Annotated in this window: 19 protein-coding genes; 4 read left to right on the top strand and 15 right to left on the bottom strand. The window is 69.7% G+C overall.

What is annotated here, in order from left to right; genetic code table 11:
• Positions 1 to 66: 66 nt before the first annotated feature.
• Entirely contained in the window at positions 67 to 1,332 is a 1,266-nt protein-coding gene (locus IF43_RS42420) for a hypothetical protein (protein WP_234331987.1), read from the bottom strand.
• Between the two features lie 345 nt (positions 1,333 to 1,677).
• On the opposite strand from IF43_RS42420, the gene IF43_RS0107135 reads away from it, so the two are divergent.
• Positions 1,678 to 2,331 (top strand): hypothetical protein, encoded by a 654-nt coding sequence (locus tag IF43_RS0107135; RefSeq protein ID WP_158939192.1) that lies wholly within the window; start codon positions 1,678 to 1,680, stop codon positions 2,329 to 2,331.
• A 156-nt stretch (positions 2,332 to 2,487) separates the two neighbouring features.
• Here the strand turns inward: IF43_RS0107135 and IF43_RS0107130 are convergent, their stop codons facing one another.
• The 10 genes from IF43_RS0107130 to IF43_RS0107085 form a co-directional block, all read right to left on the bottom strand.
• Positions 2,488 to 2,985 (bottom strand): hypothetical protein, encoded by a 498-nt coding sequence (locus IF43_RS0107130; RefSeq protein ID WP_030195559.1) that lies wholly within the window; start codon positions 2,983 to 2,985, stop codon positions 2,488 to 2,490.
• Between the two features lie 26 nt (positions 2,986 to 3,011).
• Positions 3,012 to 3,776 (bottom strand): hypothetical protein, encoded by a 765-nt coding sequence (locus IF43_RS0107125; RefSeq protein WP_234331986.1) that lies wholly within the window; start codon positions 3,774 to 3,776, stop codon positions 3,012 to 3,014.
• A 191-nt stretch (positions 3,777 to 3,967) separates the two neighbouring features.
• Entirely contained in the window at positions 3,968 to 4,666 is a 699-nt protein-coding gene (locus IF43_RS0107120; protein WP_030195557.1) for a hypothetical protein, read from the bottom strand.
• A 21-nt stretch (positions 4,667 to 4,687) separates the two neighbouring features.
• Entirely contained in the window at positions 4,688 to 6,193 is a 1,506-nt protein-coding gene (locus tag IF43_RS0107115; RefSeq protein WP_030195556.1) for an ATP-binding protein, read from the bottom strand.
• Between the two features lie 27 nt (positions 6,194 to 6,220).
• Positions 6,221 to 6,673, bottom strand: a complete 453-nt coding sequence (locus IF43_RS0107110) for a DUF6238 family protein (protein WP_030195555.1) — start codon at positions 6,671 to 6,673, stop codon at positions 6,221 to 6,223.
• Between the two features lie 35 nt (positions 6,674 to 6,708).
• Complete coding sequence (locus IF43_RS0107105) at positions 6,709 to 8,175, bottom strand: SCO6880 family protein (RefSeq protein ID WP_030195554.1); 1,467 nt, start codon at positions 8,173 to 8,175, stop codon at positions 6,709 to 6,711.
• Positions 8,176 to 8,306: 131 nt separating this feature from the next.
• Positions 8,307 to 9,704, bottom strand: a complete 1,398-nt coding sequence (locus IF43_RS0107100; protein WP_030195552.1) for an ATP-binding protein — start codon at positions 9,702 to 9,704, stop codon at positions 8,307 to 8,309.
• Positions 9,705 to 9,731: 27 nt separating this feature from the next.
• Positions 9,732 to 10,421: a hypothetical protein gene (locus tag IF43_RS0107095; RefSeq protein ID WP_030195550.1), complete on the bottom strand. Its 690-nt coding sequence runs from the start codon at positions 10,419 to 10,421 to the stop codon at positions 9,732 to 9,734.
• Positions 10,421 to 10,729 carry a DUF6112 family protein gene (locus IF43_RS0107090; RefSeq protein WP_030195549.1) on the bottom strand — a complete coding sequence of 103 codons (309 nt, stop codon included), beginning with the start codon at positions 10,727 to 10,729 and terminating at the stop codon, positions 10,421 to 10,423. Before IF43_RS0107090 ends, IF43_RS0107095 begins: the two co-directional genes overlap by 1 nt.
• Before the next feature lie 92 nt (positions 10,730 to 10,821).
• Complete coding sequence (locus tag IF43_RS0107085; protein ID WP_030195547.1) at positions 10,822 to 11,967, bottom strand: C40 family peptidase; 1,146 nt, start codon at positions 11,965 to 11,967, stop codon at positions 10,822 to 10,824.
• A 578-nt stretch (positions 11,968 to 12,545) separates the two neighbouring features.
• Between IF43_RS0107085 and IF43_RS0107080 the strand changes: the two genes are divergently transcribed.
• Positions 12,546 to 13,292 (top strand): site-specific DNA-methyltransferase, encoded by a 747-nt coding sequence (locus tag IF43_RS0107080; protein WP_030195544.1) that lies wholly within the window; start codon positions 12,546 to 12,548, stop codon positions 13,290 to 13,292.
• 98 nt (positions 13,293 to 13,390) lie between these two features.
• Here IF43_RS0107080 and IF43_RS0107075 read toward each other — a convergent pair whose 3' ends face one another.
• Positions 13,391 to 14,326 carry a DUF5655 domain-containing protein gene (locus IF43_RS0107075; protein WP_030195539.1) on the bottom strand — a complete coding sequence of 312 codons (936 nt, stop codon included), beginning with the start codon at positions 14,324 to 14,326 and terminating at the stop codon, positions 13,391 to 13,393.
• A 382-nt stretch (positions 14,327 to 14,708) separates the two neighbouring features.
• On the opposite strand from IF43_RS0107075, the gene IF43_RS0107070 reads away from it, so the two are divergent.
• On the top strand, positions 14,709 to 16,364 hold the full coding sequence (locus IF43_RS0107070; RefSeq protein ID WP_030195528.1) for an N-6 DNA methylase: 1,656 nt from the start codon (positions 14,709 to 14,711) through the stop codon (positions 16,362 to 16,364).
• Positions 16,365 to 16,425: 61 nt separating this feature from the next.
• Here IF43_RS0107070 and IF43_RS0107065 read toward each other — a convergent pair whose 3' ends face one another.
• The 3 genes from IF43_RS0107065 to IF43_RS0107055 are packed head-to-tail and all read right to left on the bottom strand — an operon-like array spanning position 16,426 to position 21,687.
• Positions 16,426 to 18,561 (bottom strand): UvrD-helicase domain-containing protein, encoded by a 2,136-nt coding sequence (locus tag IF43_RS0107065; protein WP_030195525.1) that lies wholly within the window; start codon positions 18,559 to 18,561, stop codon positions 16,426 to 16,428.
• A gap of 37 nt (positions 18,562 to 18,598) precedes the next feature.
• Positions 18,599 to 19,864 (bottom strand): McrC family protein, encoded by a 1,266-nt coding sequence (locus tag IF43_RS0107060; RefSeq protein ID WP_030195517.1) that lies wholly within the window; start codon positions 19,862 to 19,864, stop codon positions 18,599 to 18,601.
• On the bottom strand, positions 19,861 to 21,687 hold the full coding sequence (locus IF43_RS0107055; RefSeq protein ID WP_030195514.1) for an AAA family ATPase: 1,827 nt from the start codon (positions 21,685 to 21,687) through the stop codon (positions 19,861 to 19,863). The genes IF43_RS0107060 and IF43_RS0107055 overlap by 4 nt, the downstream gene beginning before the upstream one ends.
• A gap of 213 nt (positions 21,688 to 21,900) precedes the next feature.
• On the opposite strand from IF43_RS0107055, the gene IF43_RS0107050 reads away from it, so the two are divergent.
• Complete coding sequence (locus tag IF43_RS0107050; RefSeq protein ID WP_234331984.1) at positions 21,901 to 23,442, top strand: RNA polymerase sigma factor RpoD/SigA; 1,542 nt, start codon at positions 21,901 to 21,903, stop codon at positions 23,440 to 23,442.
• The last annotated feature ends 15 nt before the right edge of the window (positions 23,443 to 23,457 follow it).

The following is a 23,457-nucleotide window of genomic DNA, read 5'->3' as shown; positions in this document are numbered from 1 at the left end:
GGGGCGGGGCGCGCTCGGCTCTCGTGCAGCTCACGGGCTTACTCCTTGCGGATCGAACGGAACGCTTCATCGGGAGCGGGGGACGGGACGTGCCGCGGACTGAGGTGGCGTGGCGGGCGACGGAACACCGGTGCCGGCGTGGGCCCTGGCTGCCGCGGGCGACACGGCCAGCGCCGCGCTCTGAGAGACAGACAGATCCGAGGAGCGCGTCCCCGGCCTGGGCTGGGACCGAGACGGGGCGCCGACACGGCGCAGCTCGTCCTGCGAGTCGACGAGCTCCGACTGCGCTGAGACGACGAAATCCGCCGCGAAGCCGAACCGGCCCGCCAGTCCGTACGCCTCGTCGTCGAGGTCGTTGATGTGGTCTCCCGCCGCTTCCAGAGCTTCCCGGACGCGTTCCAGCGCGCCGTGCTCGGGGTGGAGGAGCTGGTCGACTGCTCGCTGAAGGTCCGCCCCGTTCTCGGCAGACCTGATCCGGTCCGTGATCTGGAGAAGCGAGGCTCCGGCAGCGTAGTGCCCAACGGGATCCGCCGGGGTGCTCATCCGGGCCACGTCCAGGGAGGAAGCAAGATCGACGCCGTAGCGGGCGGAGCGGAGCATCTCGGCTGCGTGGCTGGCGATGGCGACCTGGTCCGCGACCGGGGTGGTGGTGGGAAGCCGGTGGCGCCGGCCGTGCCAGTCCTGGATCTGCTGGAAGCCGGCGTGCCTGAGGATCATGGCGGACAGGTCATCGTTGGCACCTTTCACCACGACGCTGCCGCTGGACTCGGAGGAAATGGTGATGGGTGGAGCGGGCACAGAAGTCTCCTGGGCACGGGAAGTCGGATAGGAGCCGGTGGCGAGGTGCCCCAGCTCTGCCGCGATCCGGCGGCATTCGGTCTGGAGGCGGAAGGCATCGCGATAGCTGTGGTGCAAGCCGCCGTCCTCGCGGGCGAGGGTGGCCACGATGTGCACCTGTCGGGGCTGGTTGCGCAGGGCGACCCACCGGCAGGCGTCCGGATCACCGTCCGGAGCGATTCCGGTGGCGGACACCAGCCGGCGCAATACGGCAGCCCACTGCGCGTCGGTGAAGTCCGGCCGACGCGGGTCGGCCCGGACCGAGCAGACCCACGTCGATCGAGCTGGAGCACGTGCCCCGAGGCGCTTGACGGGAGCGTCGAGCGCCTGAGCCAAGTAGGGCAGCGAGCCCGTCTCGGCGAGCAGCTCGATCGGCGCCCCGTGACCGTCGCCCGCGATAAGCCGGGGGCTGACGTGGTTACCGCGTTCACCTGGCTCGTACAGGTAAGAAAGCAGGCCTGCGGTATCCCTGACGCGCTGCAGGTGGGCGATCACGGTGTCTACCTAGAAGGAGAAGGAAGAAATGAGGGCCCGGGAGGTCGGACCGACAGGTAGAGAATCCGAAGGATTCGGGATTTGGCCTGGCCGGAGATTGCTGGTAGGTGCCACCGACCCGTAGCGCGACGATCGCAGGCTGAGCTCGGTACCCGAGGCGTAACCGATCGAGGAGACGATCGTTCACCAACGTGGACCGCCCAGCGGCGACGGTCCCGGCTGAGTTCTATCGACCCGTGATCGACGAGCTCTAAAGGCCCGAAGGTGCTCCGCATCCTCGCCCGGATTGAACGTTGGATCCGTTGAACACGTCGGATCACGGGACCGGTGTGGACAGAGCGAGCAGTGACGAAGCACCACGCACGCAAGAAGGAAGTGCGACGCCGCATGAAGGAATCCGGGAAGAGCTACCAGTCTGCGTCCAAAGAGGGCCGGAACAATGACCGTTCCGGCGAGGAAAGTCCGCCGCTTCCGAACGCGGATCGACGCGAGGACTACATCAATGCAGTTTGGGATGCCAAGCTACCGCAGATGGTAAAGGTGCTGCTGTACGAGCTGGCATCTCGCCTGGATCTTGAGATCCCTGATTACAGCGAGGGAACTCACCGAGTCAGCTTTGACGAGGAAGAACTGGCCAGCAGTATCGGGCTGGATGTTGAATCAGCAAACCTTTGCCGGTACTTGGCGATGGAAGCCAACTGGCTTGTGGAAGTCGCCCCGAAGGTTGTCGATCTCCGAGAGCCTCACGAGGATTGGGACATGTACCTCAGGTTTCTTCAGGATAGGAAGGAACCTGTTACTGATCGCGCCGTCTATCGGAGTCGTCTGGCGGCCTTTACGGCGGAGACCACGAGACTGCGTACGCAGCGCATCATGACAGTGCGCCGTCTACGTGAGGGGATGCTGGCCATCTTGGGGCATACCTTCGTGCCTGGGTGTGTTGGCGGCGAGTTCGCCCGCGATACGAAGGGCCTGGGGTCGGGGCACGGTTGCTCCTGACCTCAAGACTGTGCGGTGGGTGGCAACCAGACCGTTGTCAGTCGTTCGCGACGCTGGTTCCCGTCCTCCAAGGAGTCTCTGGCGCAAGTCGCAAGAACACTCTCTCGGACTTGGGAAAGCGAAGCGGGTGTCCCGCGACAGCGGGACACCCGGCAGCTAGAAGTGGGGGTTCTCGCTGGGCCGGTCGGCGTCAGTGGCGGCCTGGAGCAGCTCGGCGAGGTCATCGGGTTCGGAGGAGCGCTGGTCGATCCACCATCCGGCGCGGGTGATGGTGCGAGCGGTCTCCTCGATCTCCTCCCACTCCGGCTCGCTGGTTTCGCCTTCGACGACCAGGGCGGTGTAGGCGGCGGCCAGGATCTGGTGGCGGCAGCGCACAGCCCAGGGGACGGCGCGCTCGGTTCCCTCGAGCGGAGGCATCCGGTACTGCTGCGACCAGGCTTCGGACTCGGCCTGCTCTTCGGCGCGTTTGGTCTTCACCCAGGCGGCCTTGTCCTGCTCGCTGTTCTCTTTGGAGGCGCGCCAGCAGTCGCTGCACTCCTGGCTGGCGAGCCACTCGGCGAAGCCCGCGCGGCGGTCGGCCGGTCGATTGGACAGGTCACGGTCGGCCTTGTGGCCGCATGCGTGGTTGATCGGCCAGATGGTCTTCACGGCCATGGGAGCTATTCCTTACGGGAGTTGGGTCAGCGGTCGCGGGTGAACGCGATGCGCGGGTCGACCGGCAGGGCCGCCGCGACGGAGGTGGCGGGAGCCGACACCGGCGCCTTGCCTGGGAGACTGGCGAGGACCGGGCTGGCGGCGAGCGCGGCGGCAACGATCGGAGAGCTACGGCCAGCGCCCTGGACACGGTCGCGGGACGAGGAGGGCGCGGGGCGGTGGCGGGCCGCTACGTCCTGGGCGAGGCGGGGCTGCACCGCAACCTGGACACCGGAACGGTGCAGGGCCAACGTGGCGTCGGCGACCTTCCCCAGGGCCTCGTCGCGGTTGGTGGCGGCGGGCAGTGTGTAGATGTCCAGGCGGTGATCGTGCCGCCAGCCGTGTTCGACCAGGGCGAGTTCGGTGAGTCCGGAGGCGCGGCTGTCGATGGCCGCGACGATGCCGAGCCGCGGATGCTCGGCGAACGCGACATCTGGCTCGGCGCGCGGAGCCCGGGACGGGACGGACCCCGCGCCGGGTACCAGGGAGGGGATGAACACGGCGTCCATGTCGACCCAGAAGCCGGCATTGCGCAGCAGCGCGACGGCCCGGGTGGCGCGGCCCTGCCCGTCACGCTGCTGGTCGGTCAGGGCGTACAGAGTCGGCTGACCGCGGACGGGATGGAAGTCGAGCCGCTCCAGCATCCAGGGGCCGGCGGCGAGGTTCTTGGGGTTCGCGGCGACGATGCCGTAGTCGGGGTGGCGGCCGATGGTGACGTCGGCAAGCACTTCTTCGGCGGAGGTGGGCAACATGGCTGATCCATCCGGAGGCTCGATTACGGGGGAGGTCGAGGGCCGGAATGGTTCTGCTGGTGAGAGGCATGCGGCGTACTCCGAGGCGGGAAGTGATCAGCGACCGGGGGTGGTGGTGCTGGGCGGGCGGTGGTCCACGAGGATCTGGCGATCGGAAGGTTTGGTCCCGCCGGGACTCGGTGCTACGGGCGTCAGCGGGAGCGCCCCGGCACCGGTGGGCCGGGCGCCTGTGGCGCCGGGGGAGAAGCCGGCAGGGCACCGTGTCGGCCGGAGGGGGATCGGGCGAGGGCCACGCGTGCCTGTTCGGTCCGCGAGGACTGTTCGCGGTCCGCTCGGCCAGCCAGGTAGTCCGCGGCCCGTACGAGGGCCGGGCCGCGGATGGACAGCTCGTCGGTGTAGTGCCAGCCGTCGGCGTTGCGGTCCTCCTCTGCCTGGCTCTCGTAGAGCTTCCGCGAGCCGGGGAGCGAGGCGTCCATGAGGGCCATGATCTGATCCCACTCGCGCTGGAGCTGTCCCGCCTGTTCCAGGGTGGTGTCGATCCCGCGCAGCCGGCGGAGGTCTTCGCTGACCGGCCCCTCGACGTAGTCGGCACCACGGGCGGCAGCGCGGACGCCGGCCAGGACCTCGGGACCGTGGGCGAGGAAGACCTCCACGTGTTCCCACGCCTCAGCGTCGCGTTTCACCTTGCCGTCCTCGTATCCCTGCTCGTCGACGGGCCAGCCGTCGCCGTCGCAGAAGGAGTCCGAGACCGCGTCCCAGGCGTCGGACGCCTGTCGGATCCCGGCGGCGGCGGAGGCCAGCGCCGGGATGTGCCTCCGCCACGCCAGGCGGTCGGTGGCCGCTGGCGGCCGGTTCTCGGCCGGGCCGGGAGAACTGGGAGAAGCAGACATGATCGATCCTCCGGACAAGCCCTATGCCGACATGCGGGCGTCGGTGTCGAACAGTTCGCGCTCGGCCGGGTGCAGGATGTGTTGCGTGATGAAGGACCGGCCCGCGACCTTCCACAGGCCCCGGCCCTTGGTCAGGGCGGACACCGCCTGGGTCTCGACGCCGGTCAGGCCGAGTAGGGAAGCGGCGGCGGCGAGTTGGTCGGGCTCCTGGCGGTAGATGATGCGGGTGGAGCAGTCGGCCAGGAGGCCCTCGGCCAGCACCCGCCCGCGTGAACCGGCATCGCCCGCCGAGAGCAGGTCGCTGAGCCGGTGGATGACCATGAGGTTCGCGATGCCGAGACCACGGGAGAGCTTCCACTGGGACTGCATGCGCTCCAGCAGACCCACATGCCTCATCAGCCGCCACGCCTCGTCGTAGATCACCCAGCGCCGGCCCCCGTCCGGATCGGACAGAGCGCTCTCCATCCATGCCGAGGCACAGGTCATGGCCAAGACCAAGGCGGTGTCGTCGCCGGAGCCGCCGAGGCGGGAGAGGTCGATGGACAGCATCGGCGCCGTCGGATCGAAGGCCACCGTCGAAGGGGCGTCGAACATGCCACTCAGATCGCCATGCACCAGGCGGCGAAGCGCATGCGCGAGATCCTGGGCGGCCGACCCGAGGTGTCCGGCCTGGTGGCCAAGGGCCCGGTCGAGGCGTTCGGGCGAGCCGAGGGCGTGCGCGATCTCTCCGAGCAGTGGCACCGTGCCGAGGGCGGCGGCCTCGGCTACGACCAGGTCGAGGGCGAGGTCGAGGGCGGTGTGCTCCATCGGCATCAGGTCGCGCTTGAGGACGGTGCGCGCCAGGCTGGCCAGGAGCAGCAGACGGCGCTTTCGGACCTCGGTGGCCCAGTCGTCCTCGCTGACGGAGGCGGGCCGGGCTGGGGCGTCCAGTGGGTTCAGCCGGCCCGGGAGGCCGGGGCCCAGGGCGATGCTGTAGCCGCCGAGTGCCTGGGCGACGCCGGTCCACTCGCCCTTCGGGTCGCAGGGGATGTAGATCCGGTAGCCGTGGGCGATCGACCGGGCGGCGATGGACTTCGCCAGCGCGGACTTGCCCATGCCGATGATGCCGGCGAGGACCGCGTTGGGGTTCGTGAAGCCCTCGATCCGGCCGCTGCTGTACAGCGAGAAAGGATCGAAACAGAAGGCGGCTTCGGCGTGGACGTCGCGGCCGATGAAGATGCCCTCCGCCCCCAGGCCGCCCTCGGCCACGAAGGGGTAGGCCCCCGAAGCGGTGGCGGTGGTCATCCGATGGGCGGGCAGGCGGAGCTTGCCTCCCCGGGCCGAGGCCGGACCCGGACGACCGGTCGGCGGGTAGGTCGGCCGCAGCTCCGGGTCGAGGGTTTCCTCGGTGCGGTGCTTGGGCGGTGTTCCGGCGAGGCGCGCTTGGCGGCGGGCCTCGGCGAATCCGGCTCGGGCGGCCCTCTGCTGGGCCCGCGGAGCCTTGTGCGGCACGTACAGAGGAGAGGCGCTGGCGCGGGTACGGGGCATGAACGTTTCTCCAGACAGGTGAGGGGGTCAGTGGTGGACGAGGCCGGTGAACGGCGCGTGCAGGTCGGCCGGGGTGGTACGGCGGCGGACCAGGTGGGCGGCGCGCTGGTGGCGCTGGCAGATGGTCAGCTCCGGTGCCCCTTCGGGCAGGCCGGCCTGGCGCGCCTCGGGTTCGGGCACCTCGCCCGAATCCGGCCGGGGCGCCGCGTGGTAGGCGGAGTGGACGTGGTCGGCGGCCTGCCAGATCCGGGTGCGGGCGACGCGAAGCTGGTCGCCTTCGACCGGCACGAGCTGACCGGTACGGGCGGCATGGGCGTCGAGCAGCCCGTGCACCGAGACGAGATGCGCGTGCAGAGCGTCCAGCTCGGCCCGGCTGGTGACGAGCGGACCGCCGGGGAGGTTGAGCGCGCGGTGGAAGTCGAGCGCGGCGGTGGCGAAGGGCACGAAGTCCTGCGCGGTCGGGCTGGCGGTGCGGGACATGAGGGTGCTCTTTCGAAGGGAGGGAAGGGCCGGCGTCAGACGGAGAGCGCGAGCGGCAGAGCGGCGGCGGTGAACGCTTCGGCCTGCTGCCAGGTCAGCGGCCGGACGTCGAGCTGGGCGCCGACGGCGGCGGTCTCCACGACCGCGCAGGCGGAGCGGAGTTCGTCCTCGGAGTCGGCCGAGACGGTCAGTAGGCCGGTCAGGGCGACGTCGGCGTGGCCCGCGATGAGCTGGCGCTCGCGGGACTTGATGTCCTGGTACTCGATCGAGTCCGCCTCGGAGGCGACCTGGCCGCGCCGGGCCCGCTCGGCGGCATCGGCGATCACGCTGGCCTTCTTGCGCTGGACGTCGCGCAGTGCGGCGTCCAGTCCCTTCGGCTCGTAGGAGAGCGACAGCGTGCGCCGGACGCCGCCGGTGAACAGGAGCTGGTGCAGGAAGCCGGCCGACGTTTCGGTCCTCGGCCAGTTCTCCACCCAGTACGTGGCATGGACGGCCGAGTCGGTCGCGATGTGGTCCGCCTTCTCGACGACCACGACGGGCCCGGCAGCGGCGGGCTCGGCCTCGGGACGGCCGGCGGTGGACCACCGGTCCAGCGCCGTGAGGGCCTTGGGGTCGTAGGTGGTGCGCACGACCGCGGCGATCTCGCGGGCGGTGAGCCAGCCGGTGGGGTTGAGCCCGGCGGTCCGCGCTGCCTGGTCGAAGGTGGAGGTCAGCTGCGCCAGGACGCTGAAGGAGCCGGTCAGGCCACCGCCGGCCTGGTTGATCAGCCGTCGCGCGGCCTTGGTGTCCAGCGCCACAGCGACGTACGCCTCGTGAGGTGCCGCCGCCGGGCCCGCGCTCTGGATCAGCTCGCTGTAGATCGCGCCGGCCATGGGGGCGTGGGGCCGGCCGTGCTCTTCCCAGTAGCGGCGAAGCGCGTCGCCGGAGTCCGGGACGGTGCGCTCGATCACCTGGATGCGGGCGATCTGCCCGGTACGGGCGAGCGCTGCCAGCGCGCGTCCCCAGCCGTTGACGTTGGCCTGCTGGGTGCCCGGGTCGAGCAGCGCGTAGGCGCGGGAGGAGACCTTGACCACGGCGGTCAGCGTGCCGCTGTGGGGATCGTGGACCGCACCGTACCGACCGTCGGGGGCGGTGACCACACGCAGGCTGGCGGCCGTGCCGGGAAGGTGGAGGAGCCCTTCGCGGGTCGGCCGACGGGAGGGCCGGGTGAGCCAGACAAGCTGGCCGCGCATCCGGCGCAGGACGTACCAGGTGACGATCGGAGCCCAGTCCGCCAGGGCACGGCCCCGATGGCGGACGACGACGAACAGGGCGATGACGGCCCACAACGGGATGAGCTGGAGGGCGCCGACCACGCCGCGGGCGAGGAGGACGGCGAGAAGGAGAAGGCCCGAGAGGCCGGCGACGATCAGCTGCGGGGCGGTCAGCCCGAGCAGGATGCCGCGCCTGCTGCGGTGGGGGAATTTCACGGTGGCTGTAGGGGCCTGGTGCTTGCCGGACATGGTGATTCCAGACGGTGGTTGCGGGCGGAGGACGGGCGCGCGGCGCTCTTCTGGAGGTCATGGGGGACTCCTCTGCTGGTCGGTCAGGGTGGGGCGGGCCGAGGTGTACAGCCCGCCCCCGGTGTGATGGGTCAGGAACCCGACGGCGGCTGGGTGGGGAACACCCAGTTCGTTGGCGTCGGAGAACCGGTGGCCGACGGTCCGGCGGGAGGCGGCGGCGCAACCGCGGGGCCGACAGGTGGCAGGGAGGTCATGGTGCCGCCCGGTGCCGACGCGCCGACGAGATAGTCGGAACTGCCGGTGACGCCAGTGACGAGCACTCCGGACCCTTCCGCTTCGTCCGCGCCGGGACGCGTGATCAGCGGCGGGATCCCGGGCCGCTGGATCAGGGCCCGGCCCTTGTCGCCGGTCGCGTCCGGATCCTCGCCGTACCGGAAGCGGGTCTGCTGCTTGGGCGGACCGGCGTCGATACCCTCCTTGCTGAGGCTGCCGCCGGCGGGATTGATACCGGAGGCGACGCCATCGGCGCCCGCACCGGGGACCTTGTTCGGGCCCTGGGGAGCGGGAGCGCCGGTGCCGGCCTGCATCGCCAGGGTGCCCGCGGTCTTCGCCGCCCCGGCGGCGACCGCCATGCCGGCGACGCCGGTGCGGTGCAGGTCGTCGTGGCCGCCGCCGTCGCTGGCCCAGTGCACGAACTTGTACGTCGCGTACGGACAGAGCAGCACGAGGACCATCACGACGATGCCTGCCATCGCGTCGGACAGGGCGGCCATCCCGTCGCTCGTGTCGCTCTTGCCCATGGCGGAGACGCCGATCAGGAAGACCACCGTCATCAGGAGCTTGGAGACGACCAAGGTGGCGGTGGCCTCGATCCAGCCCCGCCGCCACCGCTTGGCGACCTCCCAGCCGCCGCCGGCACCGGCGAACACGGCGAGCGAGACCATGATCAGGACGCCGACCTTGCGGGCGACCATCACGCCCCAGTACAGGAAGGCGCCGATCGCGCACCCGAGGGCGACCAGGGCTGGGACGCCCCAGCCGAGGCCGTACATCGCCCCCAACTGGTTGACCTTCACCACGCGCCGGATCGCGTCGTCGACAGAGGTGTTGGCTGCTTGGAACAGTCCGTCGGAGAGGGCGTCGACCACGGTGATGGCGACGGTGGTGAAGGCGATGGCGGAGAAGCTGAAGAGGACGCCGGTCATGGTGCCGAACGCTGCCTGAGCAAGAGCGCGCTCGTCGCGTCGCCAGGCCGCGGTCATGAGCTGGATGCAGAAGATGCCGACGGTCAGGGCGAGCCCGATGGGCAGCAGGAGCTCGTAGTTGTCCCGGAACCATCCAGCGTTGAGGTCGATGGCGGTCGTCTCGTTGACGGCCTTGGCGGCGAGGTCGGCGGCGCTGGCCGCCAGTTCACCCATCGACTTCGCGATCCACGCGCCGATGCCGTCGGTGACGGTTCCGGCGGGGTTGGTGGCGAAGTCGACGGCGCCGCACACCTTGTCCATCAGCGGGAAGTCGCAGACTCCCATGGCGATACCTCCTTTCTCGAACGGGGATCAGGGCGCGACGGACGGCATGACACCGACCAGGGCACAGGGACGGTCGGGCCGGCACTGGACCGCGAGCGTGGTGGCACGGCTCTCCGCGCCGCCGGCGGGCGAGCCCTTCCAGGCGATCGACTGCCTGCCGGAGACCGTGACGGCGTAGACGTACGCCTGGGTGATGGCGCCGGGGTCTTCCTGGAGGGCCCGGGTGAATGCGTTCGGGAAGTGCCCCTCGTGCACCTTGGCGGTGGCGAACTGGCCGTTGGCGGCCATCTCCTTCCACAGCACCGCTGAGGGGACGACCTTGTCGACCGAGGCCGGGTCGGCGTACTTCGCCTCCGTGGTCAGCCACCCGTGCAGAGCCTTCCGCAGCTCGGGCTGCGCGTACGCACGGGTGTCGTAGGACCACAGTGCTGCTGCGGCTGCCTTCCCGTACGCGATCGGGTCATGGGTCTTCGGCGGGACCGGAAGAGCATGGGGACGGGTGTGCGGCGTGAGCGGCCCGGACGGTGACGTGGGCGAGGAGGAGACCGTGGGTGAACTCGGTGGTGGAGCAGGGGCTTCGGATGGGTCCCTGCCGTCGCGGGTGAGGTACGCGGCCAGGCCGGCGAGGGCGACGAGCACCGCCAGGACGACGGTGCCGAGCAGCGCCCGGCGGCGCACGCGAGATGCGCCGCCGGGGTGGGTGGAGTGCTGAGCCATCAGTGGACCTGCGTCCCCAGCGTGCTGAAGAAGGCCACCACGCCGTTCGCCGCGCCGAGCAGAAGGGCCGCGCCGGCGCTCACCAGCACGCCCTTCTTACCGTTCGCCTCCGCCTGGTGGCCGCCGGAGTGATGGCCCCAGGCCCATACGCCCGCGCTGACGGCGAGGGCGCCGACCACCGCGATGAGGCCGAAGAGGTTGATCGAGCCCATCACCTGCTTGAGGACGGACAGGCCCGGCAGGCCGCCCTCGTTCGGCTTGATTCCGGGGTCGTAGGCGAGCTGTATGACCTGGTCGGCGAGATACATGGAGAACTCCAGTTCGATTATGTGCACGCCAAAGCCCGCTGGGGCGAAGCGGCGGTGCGAGGAAAAGGGAGGGGGGAGGGAAGAAGCGCCGGTCAGACGACTCGGCGGGCCGCGAGAATCCGCGGTTTCCAGGAGGCGAGGGTCGTGATGCGGACCACGTCGCCGGTGCGCGGGGCGTGAACGATCAGGCCCAGCCCGATGGCCATCCCGACGTGCTCGGGTACGGCGGCTGTCCCCTCGGTGAAGAGCAGGTCACCCGGCTGAAGGGCATCGACCGACACCGCCTTGCCCTCCTTGACCTGCGTGTACGTCGTGCGCGTCAGGGTGACCCCGGCGGCCTTGTACGCCTGCTGCATCAGGGAGGAGCAGTCGCACCGGCCCATGGCGTCCTTGCCGTGGGAGTTCGTGCAGGTCCCGCCCCACTGGTACGGCGTGCCGAGCTGCCCGAGCGCCCACCGGATCGCCGTCTGGACCTCTCGCGAAGCGTTGGCGGGGATCTTGTACTCGGCCGGCAGCGCGCCGGGCGGGATGGTGCCGAAGTCGGTCCCGTCCCCCTCGGCCGAACAGCCGCCCGGGTTACCGGGCGAAGGACTGCTGGTGCCGGCCGAGCCGGACGGCGAAGGGTCCGGTGACGCGCCGCCGGCCTTCGGCAGCAGAGGCTCGATGGCCTTCTGCAGAGCGGTGGCCAACGGCTCCCACTTGGCGTACGCCTCAGGGAAGCCCGACCGCTGCACCGCCTGGGCGGCCTGCGTGACCGACAGGGACTCCCAGCCCGAGACCTTCCGCAACCCCTCGTAGAACTTGGTCGAGGCATGCACCGGGTCGAGGATCTCGTTCGCCGTGCCCCAGCCCATCGACGGCCGCTGCTGGAATAGCCCCAGCGAGTCGCGGTCGCCGTAGGTCAGGTTCCGAAGGCCGCTCTCCTGTAGGGCGGTCGCCAGGGCCACGACCTGCCCGCGGGCCGGGATGTTCATCGCGACGCCGGTGGCCTGGATCGTCTTGGCGTTGGGCACCTGCTCAGCCGGGTCGTCCAGGCCCGGCACGGAGATCGAGCCCTTGTCGCCGCCGTCCAGGATGACCTTCACCTGGGTGGCCACGGCGGCGGTGTCCACATCCTGTGCACCGCCGGTCGAGCAGGAGGCCGAGGCGGTCCCGGCCCCAATGGCGAGAATCGGAACGGCCATCAGTAGCGGAGCGGTTGCGCAGAGACCGACGACGGCTCCGGTGGCCTTCTTCATCGCCGCTGCCGTTCACCGAGGCGGCGGTGCCGGCCGGGTGACGGCATCGGGTCGGGGCACGGATGTATCAGGGCATGCTGCATCGCAGCGGCTCCTCGGTGTTCGTAGGAGGCGCGGTGCCGACTTCTCGTGCAAAGCCGCCGGCACCGCGCCGATGTGCATCCGCCGCTCGGGCGGGCCCGGGTCAGAGGAGTTGGTAGCTCCCGGACGCCGGTCTCAGGTCACGCGCGGCAGCCAGCCGCGCTCGTAATCTCAGGCAGTACACCGGGGCTCCTGACGGTGCGGGAAGGAAGAGGGCAACAGTGCCTTCGATACCGCTCGACTGGACGAGACAGTACGGATAAGCACAGGTCAGCGAGGGTGGAGCGAGGCTCCTGCCCGGTGACACGGCGAGACAGTAGACAGGGATTCCGGCCGCACCAAACGACTCCCGGACCGGGGCCCGCAGCACGGCCAGCTTCGTTAGGTACGGCCGGAGATGGCCGTTAACCTCCAGCACAACCCCGCCCCGGAAGAACGCCGTTGAGCGCTGCCTGGAGCGGGCCCAGCCCCGCCATGCCCTGAGAGAGGCCCTTCCCATGAGCTACACGCTGCACCGAGGCGACGCCCTGACCGTGCTGAAGTCCCTTCCGGACGAGAGCGTCAACGCCGTGATCACCGACCCGCCGTACAACTCCGGCGGCCGGACGAGCTCGGAACGCACCGGACGGACCGCGCGCGCCAAGTACGTCACCAGCAACAGCGCCCACGACCTCGCCAACTTCCCCGGCGAGAACCGCGACCAGCGCTCCTACCGTTCCTGGCTGACGGAACTGCTCACCGAGGCGTACCGGGCCTCGACCGAGCACGCGGTGGCCATGGTCTTCTCCGACTGGCGCCAGGAACCGACCACGTCCGACGCTCTGCAGATGGCAGGCTGGACCTGGAGCGGCACCATCCCGTGGATCAAGCCCGCCAGCCGGCCTCGCAAGGGCGGGCCGAAGCAGGACTCCGAGTTCATCATCTGGGGCGTCAAGGGATCCCTCGACAACACCCGCGACCTCTACCTGCCCGGCCACTACATCGCCTCCCAGCCCCGCAAGGACCGGGTGCACATCACCCAGAAGCCAGTCGAGATCATGCAGCAGCTCGTACAGATCTGCCCCGAAGGCGGCACCGTCCTCGACCCGTTCACCGGCAGCGGCTCCACGGGCGTCGCGGCCCTTCGTGAGGGACGTCGCTTCGTGGGCGTCGAGCTGTCCTCGCACTACGCCGACGTGGCCGAGCAGCGGCTCCGCGCCGAGCTGACCAAGGACGACTTCGACCTGGCCGGACCGGAGGCGTGATCATGAGAGCAGAGAGAGCCAGGGGCTGGCTGGCCGCAGACGCCGAAGGGCGGCTGGTGCATCGAATGACCGATGCACCAGCCGCCCTTCTCGTTGCGTCAAGCCGCCTCGAACGCCCGCCGGATCAACGGCGCCGCCTTCTCCAGGTCCGCTGCCGAGGCGAGACGCACCTCCAGGTCCCCGGTCCCCAGGTGCCCGATGCCGCGCATGTCCCGGGTGAAGCCCTCCTCCAGCGCGACCGTGTCCGGGTCGAGTCTGAGATAGACCAGGATCGCCTCGTGCTTCGGACGGAAGATCACCGATGCCACGTTCACCAGCCGCCGGTAGGCGATGTAGTGCCGCAGCGGTGCCACCTCCACCTCGCCCCATGCCGTGAGCGCCTCGTCCAGCTCCGCGTACAGGTCCCGCAAGGACTCCGGCACCAGGCCGGCACCCGTCGGCGAAGGCGTCGCCGGTGCCGCCGGCGCGCTGCCGACCACCGCGTCCCGCTCCCGGCTCCGCCGAGACGAAGCGGCGCTCGGTGAGCCGGGCGAGGAATCGACGAGCAGCAGACTCAGCAGGCCGCCCTCGAAGACCCGGTAGCGCACGAGGTCGATCCGCTCAGGCAGCCACTGCACGGCCACACGGTCATGGTGGGAGAAGCCCGCCGCGATGCAGACCATCCGCGGACGACGCCAGTCGATCGACTCGGCCGCCTCCGTGCCCAGCACCTTCCGGACCAGCGCCTCGAACTCGTGCTGCGCCGAACGCAGCCAGGACAGGTACGAGACGGCCTGCGACAGCACCCCGCTGTCGGAGCCCCTCTTGAACTCGATGACCACCGGGCTGCCGTTCTCATCCAGCCCCAGCGTGTCGATCCGCCCTCGATGCCACGGACCGGTCGCGTACTCCGACGCCACGAACCGGATACCGAGCATCTGCTCCAGACCCGCCTCGACCCGCCGCTGCAGCTCCACCTCCAGCGCCACCGTCGAACCGGACAGCTCGACATCCCGCCCGTCCGCGTCCTGCCGGAACAACATCAGCTCGGCCACCAGCGTCCCCCTCCGTGATCACTACAAGAGGAGCAATCGAAACCGGCCTGCGGGTATTCCAGTGGGTACCTGCGCCTCATGCCTCGTCGGGCTCCGCTCGCTGTTTCTCAGCCAACGTGGACGCCTCGGGGTCGTCCAGAGAAGATGATCAGCTGCGGTGGGCTTGTCAGATTCGGACAGGTGCTGGACGGGTCACGGCGTTCGCGAAGTGGGTACGGGGACCCCCTGGGGCGGAGGTACGGGGAAAGGGAGCTGAGGTGCGGGCATGCCGATCTCGCACTGGTTCAGAAGAAACCAAGTGCCCGCAAGACTCAGGAGTGCGTGTACGTCGTCAACGGGGTTAATGCTCGAATTGGATTGACGGCCCGTGTACGCTGGGGCTATGACCGACAATGCCGCTTCATCGGCCGGACCTCTTGTCACCGGTGCTGAGATTGCTCGGCTCGCCGGAGTCACTCGGGCCGCTGTCTCCAACTGGCGTCGGCGTTACGACGACTTCCCCGCACCGGCGGGCGGTGCCGCGAACAGTCCGCTCTATGCGCTAGCCGAGGTCCAGGAATGGCTGGACAAGCAGCGCAAAGGCCAGGAGGTGTCACCCGAGGTCGAGCTCTGGCAGGCGATGCGGGCCGCGTACGGGGAACAGATGATCACGGGCCTTGCAGAGGTGGCCGCGGTGCTGGCCGGAGAACATCAACCGAGACTGCCGGATGACGTCGCCACCCGTGTACGGGAGCTCGCTCAAACCGAAGCGCCCGTCGACCTCGTGAACGGACTGACTGAGCGGTTCATGGACTCCGCCCGGCGCGCGGGATCGGACCAGGTGACTCCCGAGCGCGTGGTGCGGGCCATGTGCCACTTCGCTCCCGAACTGTCTGCCGACGCCACGGTCTTCGATCCCGCCTGCGGCATCGGGGTGCTGCTCCTGTCCGTCGCCCCCGAGGCCGGGATGCGCTGCTACGGCCAGGAGGTGGACGCTGACAGCGCCCGCTACGCGCAGCTTCGCGCCGACCTCCTGGGCCGATCAGGCGTGCGCATCGTGGCGGGGGATTCCCTGCGCGCGGACGAATGGCCGAATCTCAAGGCGGACCTGGTCGTCTGCGACCCGCCAGCCGGCGTGACCGAGTGGGGGCGCGAGGAGCTGCTGCTCGACTCCCGCTGGGAACTCGGTACCCCGTCCAAGGCCGAAGGGGAGCTCGCGTGGCTCCAGCACGCCTATGCGCACACAGAGCCCGGCGGCCAGGTCCTCATGGTCATGCCGGCCTCGGTTGCCTACCGCAAGGCAGGCCGCCGCATCCGATCAGAACTCGTACGTCGGGGCATCGTGCGCCAAGTGGTCGCCCTGCCGCCGGGGACGGCTACCTCTCACGCTCTGCCCGTCCACCTGTGGTGTCTGCAGCGTCCCGAGAACACGGGAAGCGCGGACACGAACCGCACCGTGCGCATGGTCGACCTGACCGGCAACAGTCCCGATGGCAGCCTGGAACCACGCCCCGACCAGGTCGCCGACGTGCCGCTCATCGAACTCCTCGACGACACCGTCGACCTGACCCCCGGCAGCTATCTCCGGTCCCGGCACCGCGACTATCCCGGTGAGTACACGGCCCTGCGCAAGGAGCTGGAGGACCAGATCCGCCGACTCGCCGCACTTCTGCCCGAGCTTGCGGCGGGCGGTGGACCAGGCTCACTGGACAGCGCCACCACCAGCGTCGCGGATCTCGCTCGCGCCGGGCTCGTCACGTACGACGGTCCGGAACCGGTCTCGGCCAGCGAACAGCTCGACACGGACTATCTGCAGGGATTCCTGCGCAGCTCTGTCAACATCCGTCGGTCAACAAGTGCCAGCGGGACCTACCGCCTTGACGGCAGGGGTTCCCGTATCCCCCGCATGAACATCGACGAGCAGCGTCGGTACGGCACTGCCTTCCGAACCCTGTCCGAATTCGAGGAAGGAATGCGCAAGGTCGACGAGCTGAGCCGGCAGCTCGCCGAAGTCGCCCGTGACGGCCTTGCCACGGGCGCCCTGGCCCCGGAGGAGTGAGGACAGCGCGGGGTACCAAGGTGGGTGCCCCGCACCGGCCCGTGCGAGGCAACAGCTCCCATCAGGCGGCGCGTGGCAGAAACGGGCTCGGAGCTCCGCTCCACGTCACACTCAGCGCTTCCCGAGCGCGAGTGCAGGCGACGAAGAGCAAGCAGCGTTCCCGGAGCAGGTCGGCGTCGTGCTGCAGTGGGTCCACCTCGCGTGGGGTGATCTCACGAGCGAACGGGACGGTGCCCTCGGTGACACCGAGGACGGACACCGCGCGGAACTCCAGCCCCTTCATTGCGTGCATCGTTGCCAACCGTACCCCCTCGGTCCCCTGCGCGACCTGTCCCTTGACGCGCAGCACCGGGACGCCCGCAGCCTTCAGTTTCTCCTCGGCCGCGTCCAGGGAAAGGTTGAAGCGTGCGCACACGCCGATCTCGTGTGGTGCGAGTCCCTCGGCGAGCAACGCCCGGACCCGGTCCACCAGGGCCTCGGTCTCCTCCGGCCGGGTCGCGTACCCCTGCGCCTGGGGGCGGCGACCGTGGAGTAGGGAGCGGTACCCGGCCAGCGAGTCCGTTCCCTCGCCCTCGAGCGCGTCGACGGTGGCGGGCGCGAGGAGCCCCGCAGACCAGGCGAGGATCTCCTCGGTCGAGCGGTAGTTGACGCGCAACCGGAAGCTGCGGCCGGCCGTGGTGATACCCAGGGAGCCGAGCGAGACCCGAGAGTCGTAGATCCGCTGATGTGGGTCGCCGGTGACGAACAGGTCGTCGGGGCCAGGAGACACGGCGGTCCGCAGCACACGCCACTGTGCGGGGTGCAGGTCCTGTGCCTCGTCGACGACGACATGGGCGTACGGAGTCGGCTCGCCAGCGAGGAGTTCCGCCGCGCGGGCGCAGACGCGCAGGTGTGTGGTCTCGCCGCGGTCGCGCAGGAACTGTTCGAACCGCTCCACGCCGCTCCACACCTCCCGGCGGCGCGTGGGGCCGAGGCCGGTGCCGCGGCCGCGACGGCTCGCCCCGAGGTAGGCGTCGAGATCGCGGAGGTTCTGGCCGAGTACGACGTGCCGGTACTCCTGGGCCAGGAACTGGGCGGTGAACGGCAGCTCGAGCTGCTTGACGGCCTTCTCCCACAACTGCCGCTGTTCCCGGTCCCCGATCGGTCTGGGCGCGGCCACCGATTTCGCGCGCACGATGCCGTTCGCATAGGCGTCGACCGTTGTCACGTCGACCCGGGCCAGCAACTTCTCGTCCTCGTCGAGGAGTAGGCCGAGCATCTCACGCAGTCCGGCGGCCAGCGCGTTCGTGAACGTGGTGAGCAGGATGCGACCGTCCTCGGAACGGCCGAGCAGGTGCTTGACCCGATGCAGGGCGGCCACCGTCTTGCCTGTCCCGGGGCCGCCGGTGACCTGCACGGGACCCCCGTACGAGGTGCGGTAGGCGACGCGCCGCTGGGAGGGGTGGAGGAAGACTCGCCACGCCTCGAACGGCTTCTCCAGGACCTCCTCCAGCTCCTGCGGCCCGGTGACCAGGCGGATCCGCGCCGGAGTGTTGGCGATCACCGTGGCGAGGTCCTCCACCGGCTCGGCGGGTGCGTCGGCGGGCCGACGGACGGCCACGACGTCCCGGTAGACCTCCTCCGGGCTGAACCCCTCGGCGAGGTACTGCAGCACCTCCAGCTGATCCTCCGGCAGGAGTGTGGAGAACGCTTCCAGTTGCGCCTTGTCCGCCAGTGAACGCGCGGCGCGCAGCACCTGATCGTCGATGCCGAGCTCGCGCAGTGTGTCGTCGGAGACGTCCGCGAACAGCAGCCGGGGAGCCGTGCGTGCGGCCGTCTCGTACAGCGGCGTCAGCTCGTCCAAGGCGACCGCGTTGCGTACCTCCAGGGCCCGGGTCGCGGAGTTCGCGCTGTACAGACGCTTCGCCGCCCAGGTATAGGCGTCGTCGTGCGGCAGGACATTGACCAGGAGGAACATGTCGCTGCCGTCGTCGGGGGCGAGGACGACGCCCCGCCAGAAGTCGGTGATGCGAATGGTGCGCATGCGCGGGTCACGGGCGTTCTCGACGGACTCCAGGTGCAGTCCCTTGTCCGCGTTGAGTTCGGCGACGCTCATGGCCTGGAATTTCGCCATGGCCTTGCGCACTCCGGCTCGAACCGGCTTCTCCAGGGTGTCGTAGCCGTCCCAGAAGCTCTGGGCGAAGGCGAGCCGGGGCATGAGTTCCCTTCCTTTTCTGCCTGACGGTGTTCCATGGTCACGGATGTGCGGTGGCTCCGGCCAGCCGTCCGGCGATCTCCTTCAGTGCTGACAGGAGTTGTCCGGGTTCGCGGGAGAGGGCGAGGCTGTGCTGGTACAGCCTCACTCCCCGTCCGCCCGGCCCTGCCGTCGTTCCGCGCACCTCATGGAAGCGCTCGGGCAGCTGTCCCGCCGCGTACACCAGGTGCGCCTCGGGCAAACCGAGCACGGTGGCGTACGCCAGCGCCTGGTACAGGTCGGCGTTGAGGAGTCCGTCGGCCTTCTCGACCTTGTACTTGGCGTCGACGACGGCGAGTGGAGTGCGGCCGTCGCCGGTGCGGACGACGAGATCGGGGCGCATCCGTATGAGACCCGCGGTGTCGAGGTGGTGGGAGTCCTGGAGGCGCGCGGTCAGGCCGTGCTCCTGAAGGGCCTCACGCAGGGCGACCGTGACGAAGTCCTCGAACAGCTTGTTCATGTCGAGCAGGAAGCCGTCGACGGTGAGCGGTTCGGACCCGGCCGGCCGGTGTTCCGGTGAGGTGCCGCGCAGGACGGCCTCGGCGAGCCGCAGCGCGGGCTGGTAGCGGGAGTTCAGGCGTGACGGCTGCCAACGCGGCAGTTCCTGCCCCCGTATCAGTGGCAGCGCGTCGGCGAGACGTACGCGCTGATGGGCGAGACGCCGTCGGACGGGACCGGGAACTCCCTGCAGCCTCAGCAACCGCTCGGTGGCGGCGCGCAGAATGCGGTTCTCGGAGGTGTCGGCGGTGTACGCGTCGTAGGCGATCTCCACGGGCGGTGTACGGCCGAAGTGCCGCCGGATCTGCTCGGCCTCGCGCAGCCGCCCGCGCACGACCAGCGCGGACTCTTCCACCTCCTGGTAGCCCTGGAGGACCCCCTGCCGCAGCGCCGCGTCGATCTGCCGCTCCACGGCGTGCGCGAGCGCCGGGACGATGTCGTCGTACGCGCCGATGTCGACGGTGCCCTCTCGGCTGTCACGCCAGGCGCGTGCTGGGTCGAGACTGAACCCGAGAAGGAAGAACAGCCGGCTCACGGGGGTCTTGGGCGTGATCCGTACGACCGGGCCGCCGGGCGTACGCACGGCGCCAACCCGGCTGCCCGCCCGCAGCAGCCAGTGCCCGTCCCGGCCAGGATCTGGCGTCGCGCTCTGCAGAATGCCGGAGGCGGCGAGGGCCCGCCCGGCCGCGGAGCCCAGCGGGACGGAGACGGCGGGCCCATACTCGCGCAGCGTCACCTCACCCACGGGCACGGGCACGGGCGCGGTCACGGGCACTGCTCGCGCAGCGAGTCGAGGCCGTAGCGGGCGGTGATGTCGAGGCCCTCGCCGTAGTGGTGCTCCTCCAGCAGCGGCAGGATCTTCGTGCGCCAGGTCCGTTCGAGGCCGCCGTTGCGGTAAACGCCCGGCTTCATCAGGTACGAGGGGCCGATGGCGAAGTCGGTGTCGTTGATGAGGGCGTTGAGGGCGTCGAGGAGGCGGGCGGACTCCGAGTCCCTGCCCTCGCGCTTCAGCCAGCGCGCGAGCAGCCCGGCAGTCGGCTCGGCGCGCGGAGACAGCTCCACGAACGCGAAACGGCGCCGCATCGCCGCGTCGACCAGGGCGATCGACCTGTCAGCGGTATTCATCGTGCCGATCACGAACAGATTAGGCGGCAGCGCGAAGTCGTCCCCCGAGTAGGTGAGGCGGACGGACCTCGTCCGGTACTCCAGCAGGAAGTACAGCTCGCCGAAGACCTTCGCCAGATTGGCCCGGTTGATCTCGTCGATGATCAGGAAGTGCGGGATGTGCCGGTTGCCCTCGCGGGAGGCGAGATCGGCGAGCTCCCGCAGCGGGCCCGCCGTCAACCGGAAGGCAACTTCCCTCGTCTCGGGATCCTCCACGGGCCGGAACCCCTCGAAGAAGTCCTCGTAGGCGTACGAAGGGTGGAACTGCACGATCTTGACCTGCTCCGGACCGCCGCCGAAGTACTCGGCCAGCTTCATCGCCAGATACGTCTTACCGGTGCCCGGCGGGCCATACAGCACCAGCTGCCGTTCATCGAGAAGTAGTTCACGCATCTCCTCCAGCCAGGCGCGATCGTGGACCAGGAGGTCCGAGGCAAGTCCCTCGGTGACATCCGGCAGCGACAGCTCCCGCTGCGCCGGCCGTTCGACGGCGGGGTACTCACCGGTGTCGTCGGCCGCTGCCGGGTCCGTACGCTCCGCATGCCCGGTGAGCCCGTCCAGCGCGTCCAGCACGCCGGTCAGGTCGACGACGTCATGCTGAACGGACAGTTTCTGCTGTACTTCCTCCGGCAGTTCCTCGTACGCATGGCTCTGCGGCAGCCAGCCGACGGTCCTTCGCAGATTGGACAGCCCGCCCGGCGACGAGGTTTGCACGGCCTCCCCGGTGATCCGCCCGACGTGCAGCCGGCCATCGCCGATGGTGGCCGCCGTGTCGCCCACGCGCATCTGCGTCAGGAAGGCGTGCAGCTCGTCGACGAGGCCCCGCTTCTGGTTGTACGAGGCCGCCCCCTCGTACCCCTCCTCCACATAGCGGCGCAGCACGCTCTTGGTCGGATCGGTCTCCTCCAGAGGCGGCAGGTGCGCCCCTGCGAGCGAGACGAACCCCTCCTTCAGCCACAACTGCCGCACCAGGTTGCGCCCGGAGACATTGGAGCCGCGCACTAGCCATGCCTTGCGCGGGGCGCGCCAGCCGGTGGACAGATAGTCGGCGAGCGGGTGGCCCTCGGCGGTTCGCCAGGACTCCGGGCCGGACGCGTCGTAGCCGTACACCAGCGCGGCGGCGGCCGAGGACGAGTTGCACGCGATGTCCTGGGCCGCCACCCAACGCGGCGGCGCCTCTGGCCGGTCGGGATCGGCAGGCGCGTCGACGAGCCCGCCGCTCGCGCGCAGATCCGCGCGGATCCGGCGTGCGTGATCGCCAAGCCCGGGCCATGCCTCGGCCACCACCATCGAACCCTCCAGCAGGAGGAACTTGTGCGTGCCGTTGCCTCCGAACTCCGCGAGCAGATACCCGCGCGCCTCGCCACCCTCCTTGGGAAGCTTGACGCTGAACTCGGGGGCGCCAGGGAGGCGGTCGGAGTGCGGCATGGGTGACCTTCCGAGGTAGGGCGAGGCATGCGCGAACACCGCACACCTTACCTGTTGACGCTGTCAAGCGATTCCTGCAATTCGTAAACAAGTCAGTTCAATGCGTTGACGGTGTAAACGCACTCGGCCTACAGTGTGGATCCGTCCGACCGACTCTTTCGGGCGGAACTGGCGCATGGTCGCTGGAGTGGGGGCGTTATGGGTGGGGAGTCCGTGGCCGAGTCCGAGCGGCGCGCGATCGAGGCGGAGTTGCCGTCCGTCATCGAGAGGCTGACGCGCTGCGCGTCTCGTTCGGGCATTGTCAGCCAGCGGGCCTTCGCGCTGGAGGCGGAGCGACTCGGGCTGAGGACCGACGAACAGCGGCGAAGGTTTCGTAACGGGCTGGCTGCTGCTGGCATTCACGTGAAGCCGTCCCGCCGGGGGCGGGTGAATCACCGCCCCGCGCCCGCCGGTGATCTTGAGGCGCGGGCTGTGACCCCGTCGCCGAAGGTATCCGCCCCACCGGCCTCCGCCCCTGAACCCGGGCTCGCCGCGACGGAGGCAGCCAGACGCCTGGCCCAGGCCCGGCACATGCTCGCCCGCTATGCCGATGCCGACGGCACCGTCAGCAAGCTCGCGCACGACGGAGTTGTACGGCTCCACGGGCTCAGCCCATCCGAAACGGGTGAGCTGACCGTCGACTTCCCGATCACCCGCCCCGGAACGCCCCGCGTGCCCGCCGAGCCGGTGGAGCGTCGTGAGGCCTGCTTCGCTGCGTCTGCACCTGTTCCGACGTCCAAGGCCACGCCCCAGAGCCCGCCGACGGGCGGGAAGCGTCACCGAGTTGCGTCCACTGCCGCTGACGCCCGACTGGCCGACGCCGTCCGCGCGGCACGGGCTGTGTTGGAGGAGGATCGGTGGCGGCGTGAGCCGGCCAAGGTCCTGCTGAAGGCGGACGAGGAAGTCGGGCTTGCCGTTCTTCTGCGGGGCGGTGCCGACTGCCTCGGCCGCGATATTCCGGCGGAGGAGATCGGGGCCCTACCCCGCGACGGCGAGCAGTGGTGCGCTTATGAGTGCCTCGTGCTGCACAACCGGCGGCTCGTGTGGAAGATCGCGCAGGGGTACCAGGGACACGGGCTGGACATCGAGGACCTCATCCAGCACGGAACCATCGGGCTGATGCGCGCGGTGCGCAAGTTCGACGCCACCAGGGGCTACAAGCTGTCGACCTACGCGACGTGGTGGATCAAACAGTCCATTACCCGGGCCATCGCTGACGAGGGCACGCTGATCCGGGTGCCGGTGTACATGCACGAAAAGGTCAGCAAGGTGGCCGTGGCCGAGCGCAAGCTGCTGAGTGAGGGCCGGGCCAGGACCGTCGACAACGTGGCCTACGCCACCGGCCTTAGCTTCGCCGAAGTGGAGGAGGTACGCAGGATCAGCCGGCCCACCGACTCCCTGGACCGGATCATCGGCGACGACACCGCCCTCGGCGACCTCATCATCGGGCCGAGCCGACTGCCCGGACCCGCTGTCGTGTTGATTCGCAAGGAGCTTCAGGCGCGCCTGCGGCACGTCCTGGAGCACCTCTCTGAGCGTGAGCGGCATGTCCTTGTCCGGCGCACCGGTCTTGACGGGGACGAGCCGGACACGCTTGAGGACATCGGGGTCGTCTTCGGTGTCACACGTGAGCGCATCCGCCAAGTCGAGTCGAAGGCCAAGGCGAAGTTCCGTGGCCAGCTGATCCGTCACGGGATGATCCCGTCGCACCTCTGAACCGACCGCATTTCA

It is taken from the genome of Streptomyces sp. NRRL S-87 (genome assembly GCF_000719335.1).
Lineage (GTDB): Bacteria > Actinomycetota > Actinomycetes > Streptomycetales > Streptomycetaceae > Streptomyces.
Note: the sequence above shows the minus strand (reverse complement) of the source record. Positions and strands in the feature narration are given on the sequence as shown.

What these genes read in the sequence shown, in the direction of transcription:
- IF43_RS0107095 (WP_030195550.1), bottom strand. Translation starts at nt 10,421, where the DNA reads ATGGCTCAGCACTCCACCCACCCCGGCGGCGCATCTCGCGTGCGCCGC.
- IF43_RS0107100 (WP_030195552.1), bottom strand. Translation starts at nt 9,704, where the DNA reads ATGGGAGTCTGCGACTTCCCGCTGATGGACAAGGTGTGCGGCGCCGTC.
- IF43_RS0107085 (WP_030195547.1), bottom strand. Translation starts at nt 11,967, where the DNA reads ATGAAGAAGGCCACCGGAGCCGTCGTCGGTCTCTGCGCAACCGCTCCG.
- IF43_RS0107055 (WP_030195514.1), bottom strand. Translation starts at nt 21,687, where the DNA reads ATGCCGCACTCCGACCGCCTCCCTGGCGCCCCCGAGTTCAGCGTCAAG.
- IF43_RS0107130 (WP_030195559.1), bottom strand. Translation starts at nt 2,985, where the DNA reads ATGGCCGTGAAGACCATCTGGCCGATCAACCACGCATGCGGCCACAAG.
- IF43_RS0107120 (WP_030195557.1), bottom strand. Translation starts at nt 4,666, where the DNA reads ATGTCTGCTTCTCCCAGTTCTCCCGGCCCGGCCGAGAACCGGCCGCCA.
- IF43_RS0107065 (WP_030195525.1), bottom strand. Translation starts at nt 18,561, where the DNA reads ATGCCCCGGCTCGCCTTCGCCCAGAGCTTCTGGGACGGCTACGACACC.
- IF43_RS0107080 (WP_030195544.1), top strand. Translation starts at nt 12,546, where the DNA reads ATGAGCTACACGCTGCACCGAGGCGACGCCCTGACCGTGCTGAAGTCC.
- IF43_RS0107090 (WP_030195549.1), bottom strand. Translation starts at nt 10,729, where the DNA reads ATGTATCTCGCCGACCAGGTCATACAGCTCGCCTACGACCCCGGAATC.
- IF43_RS0107125 (WP_234331986.1), bottom strand. Translation starts at nt 3,776, where the DNA reads ATGTTGCCCACCTCCGCCGAAGAAGTGCTTGCCGACGTCACCATCGGC.
- IF43_RS0107115 (WP_030195556.1), bottom strand. Translation starts at nt 6,193, where the DNA reads ATGCCCCGTACCCGCGCCAGCGCCTCTCCTCTGTACGTGCCGCACAAG.
- IF43_RS0107105 (WP_030195554.1), bottom strand. Translation starts at nt 8,175, where the DNA reads ATGTCCGGCAAGCACCAGGCCCCTACAGCCACCGTGAAATTCCCCCAC.
- IF43_RS0107070 (WP_030195528.1), top strand. Translation starts at nt 14,709, where the DNA reads ATGACCGACAATGCCGCTTCATCGGCCGGACCTCTTGTCACCGGTGCT.
- IF43_RS0107110 (WP_030195555.1), bottom strand. Translation starts at nt 6,673, where the DNA reads ATGTCCCGCACCGCCAGCCCGACCGCGCAGGACTTCGTGCCCTTCGCC.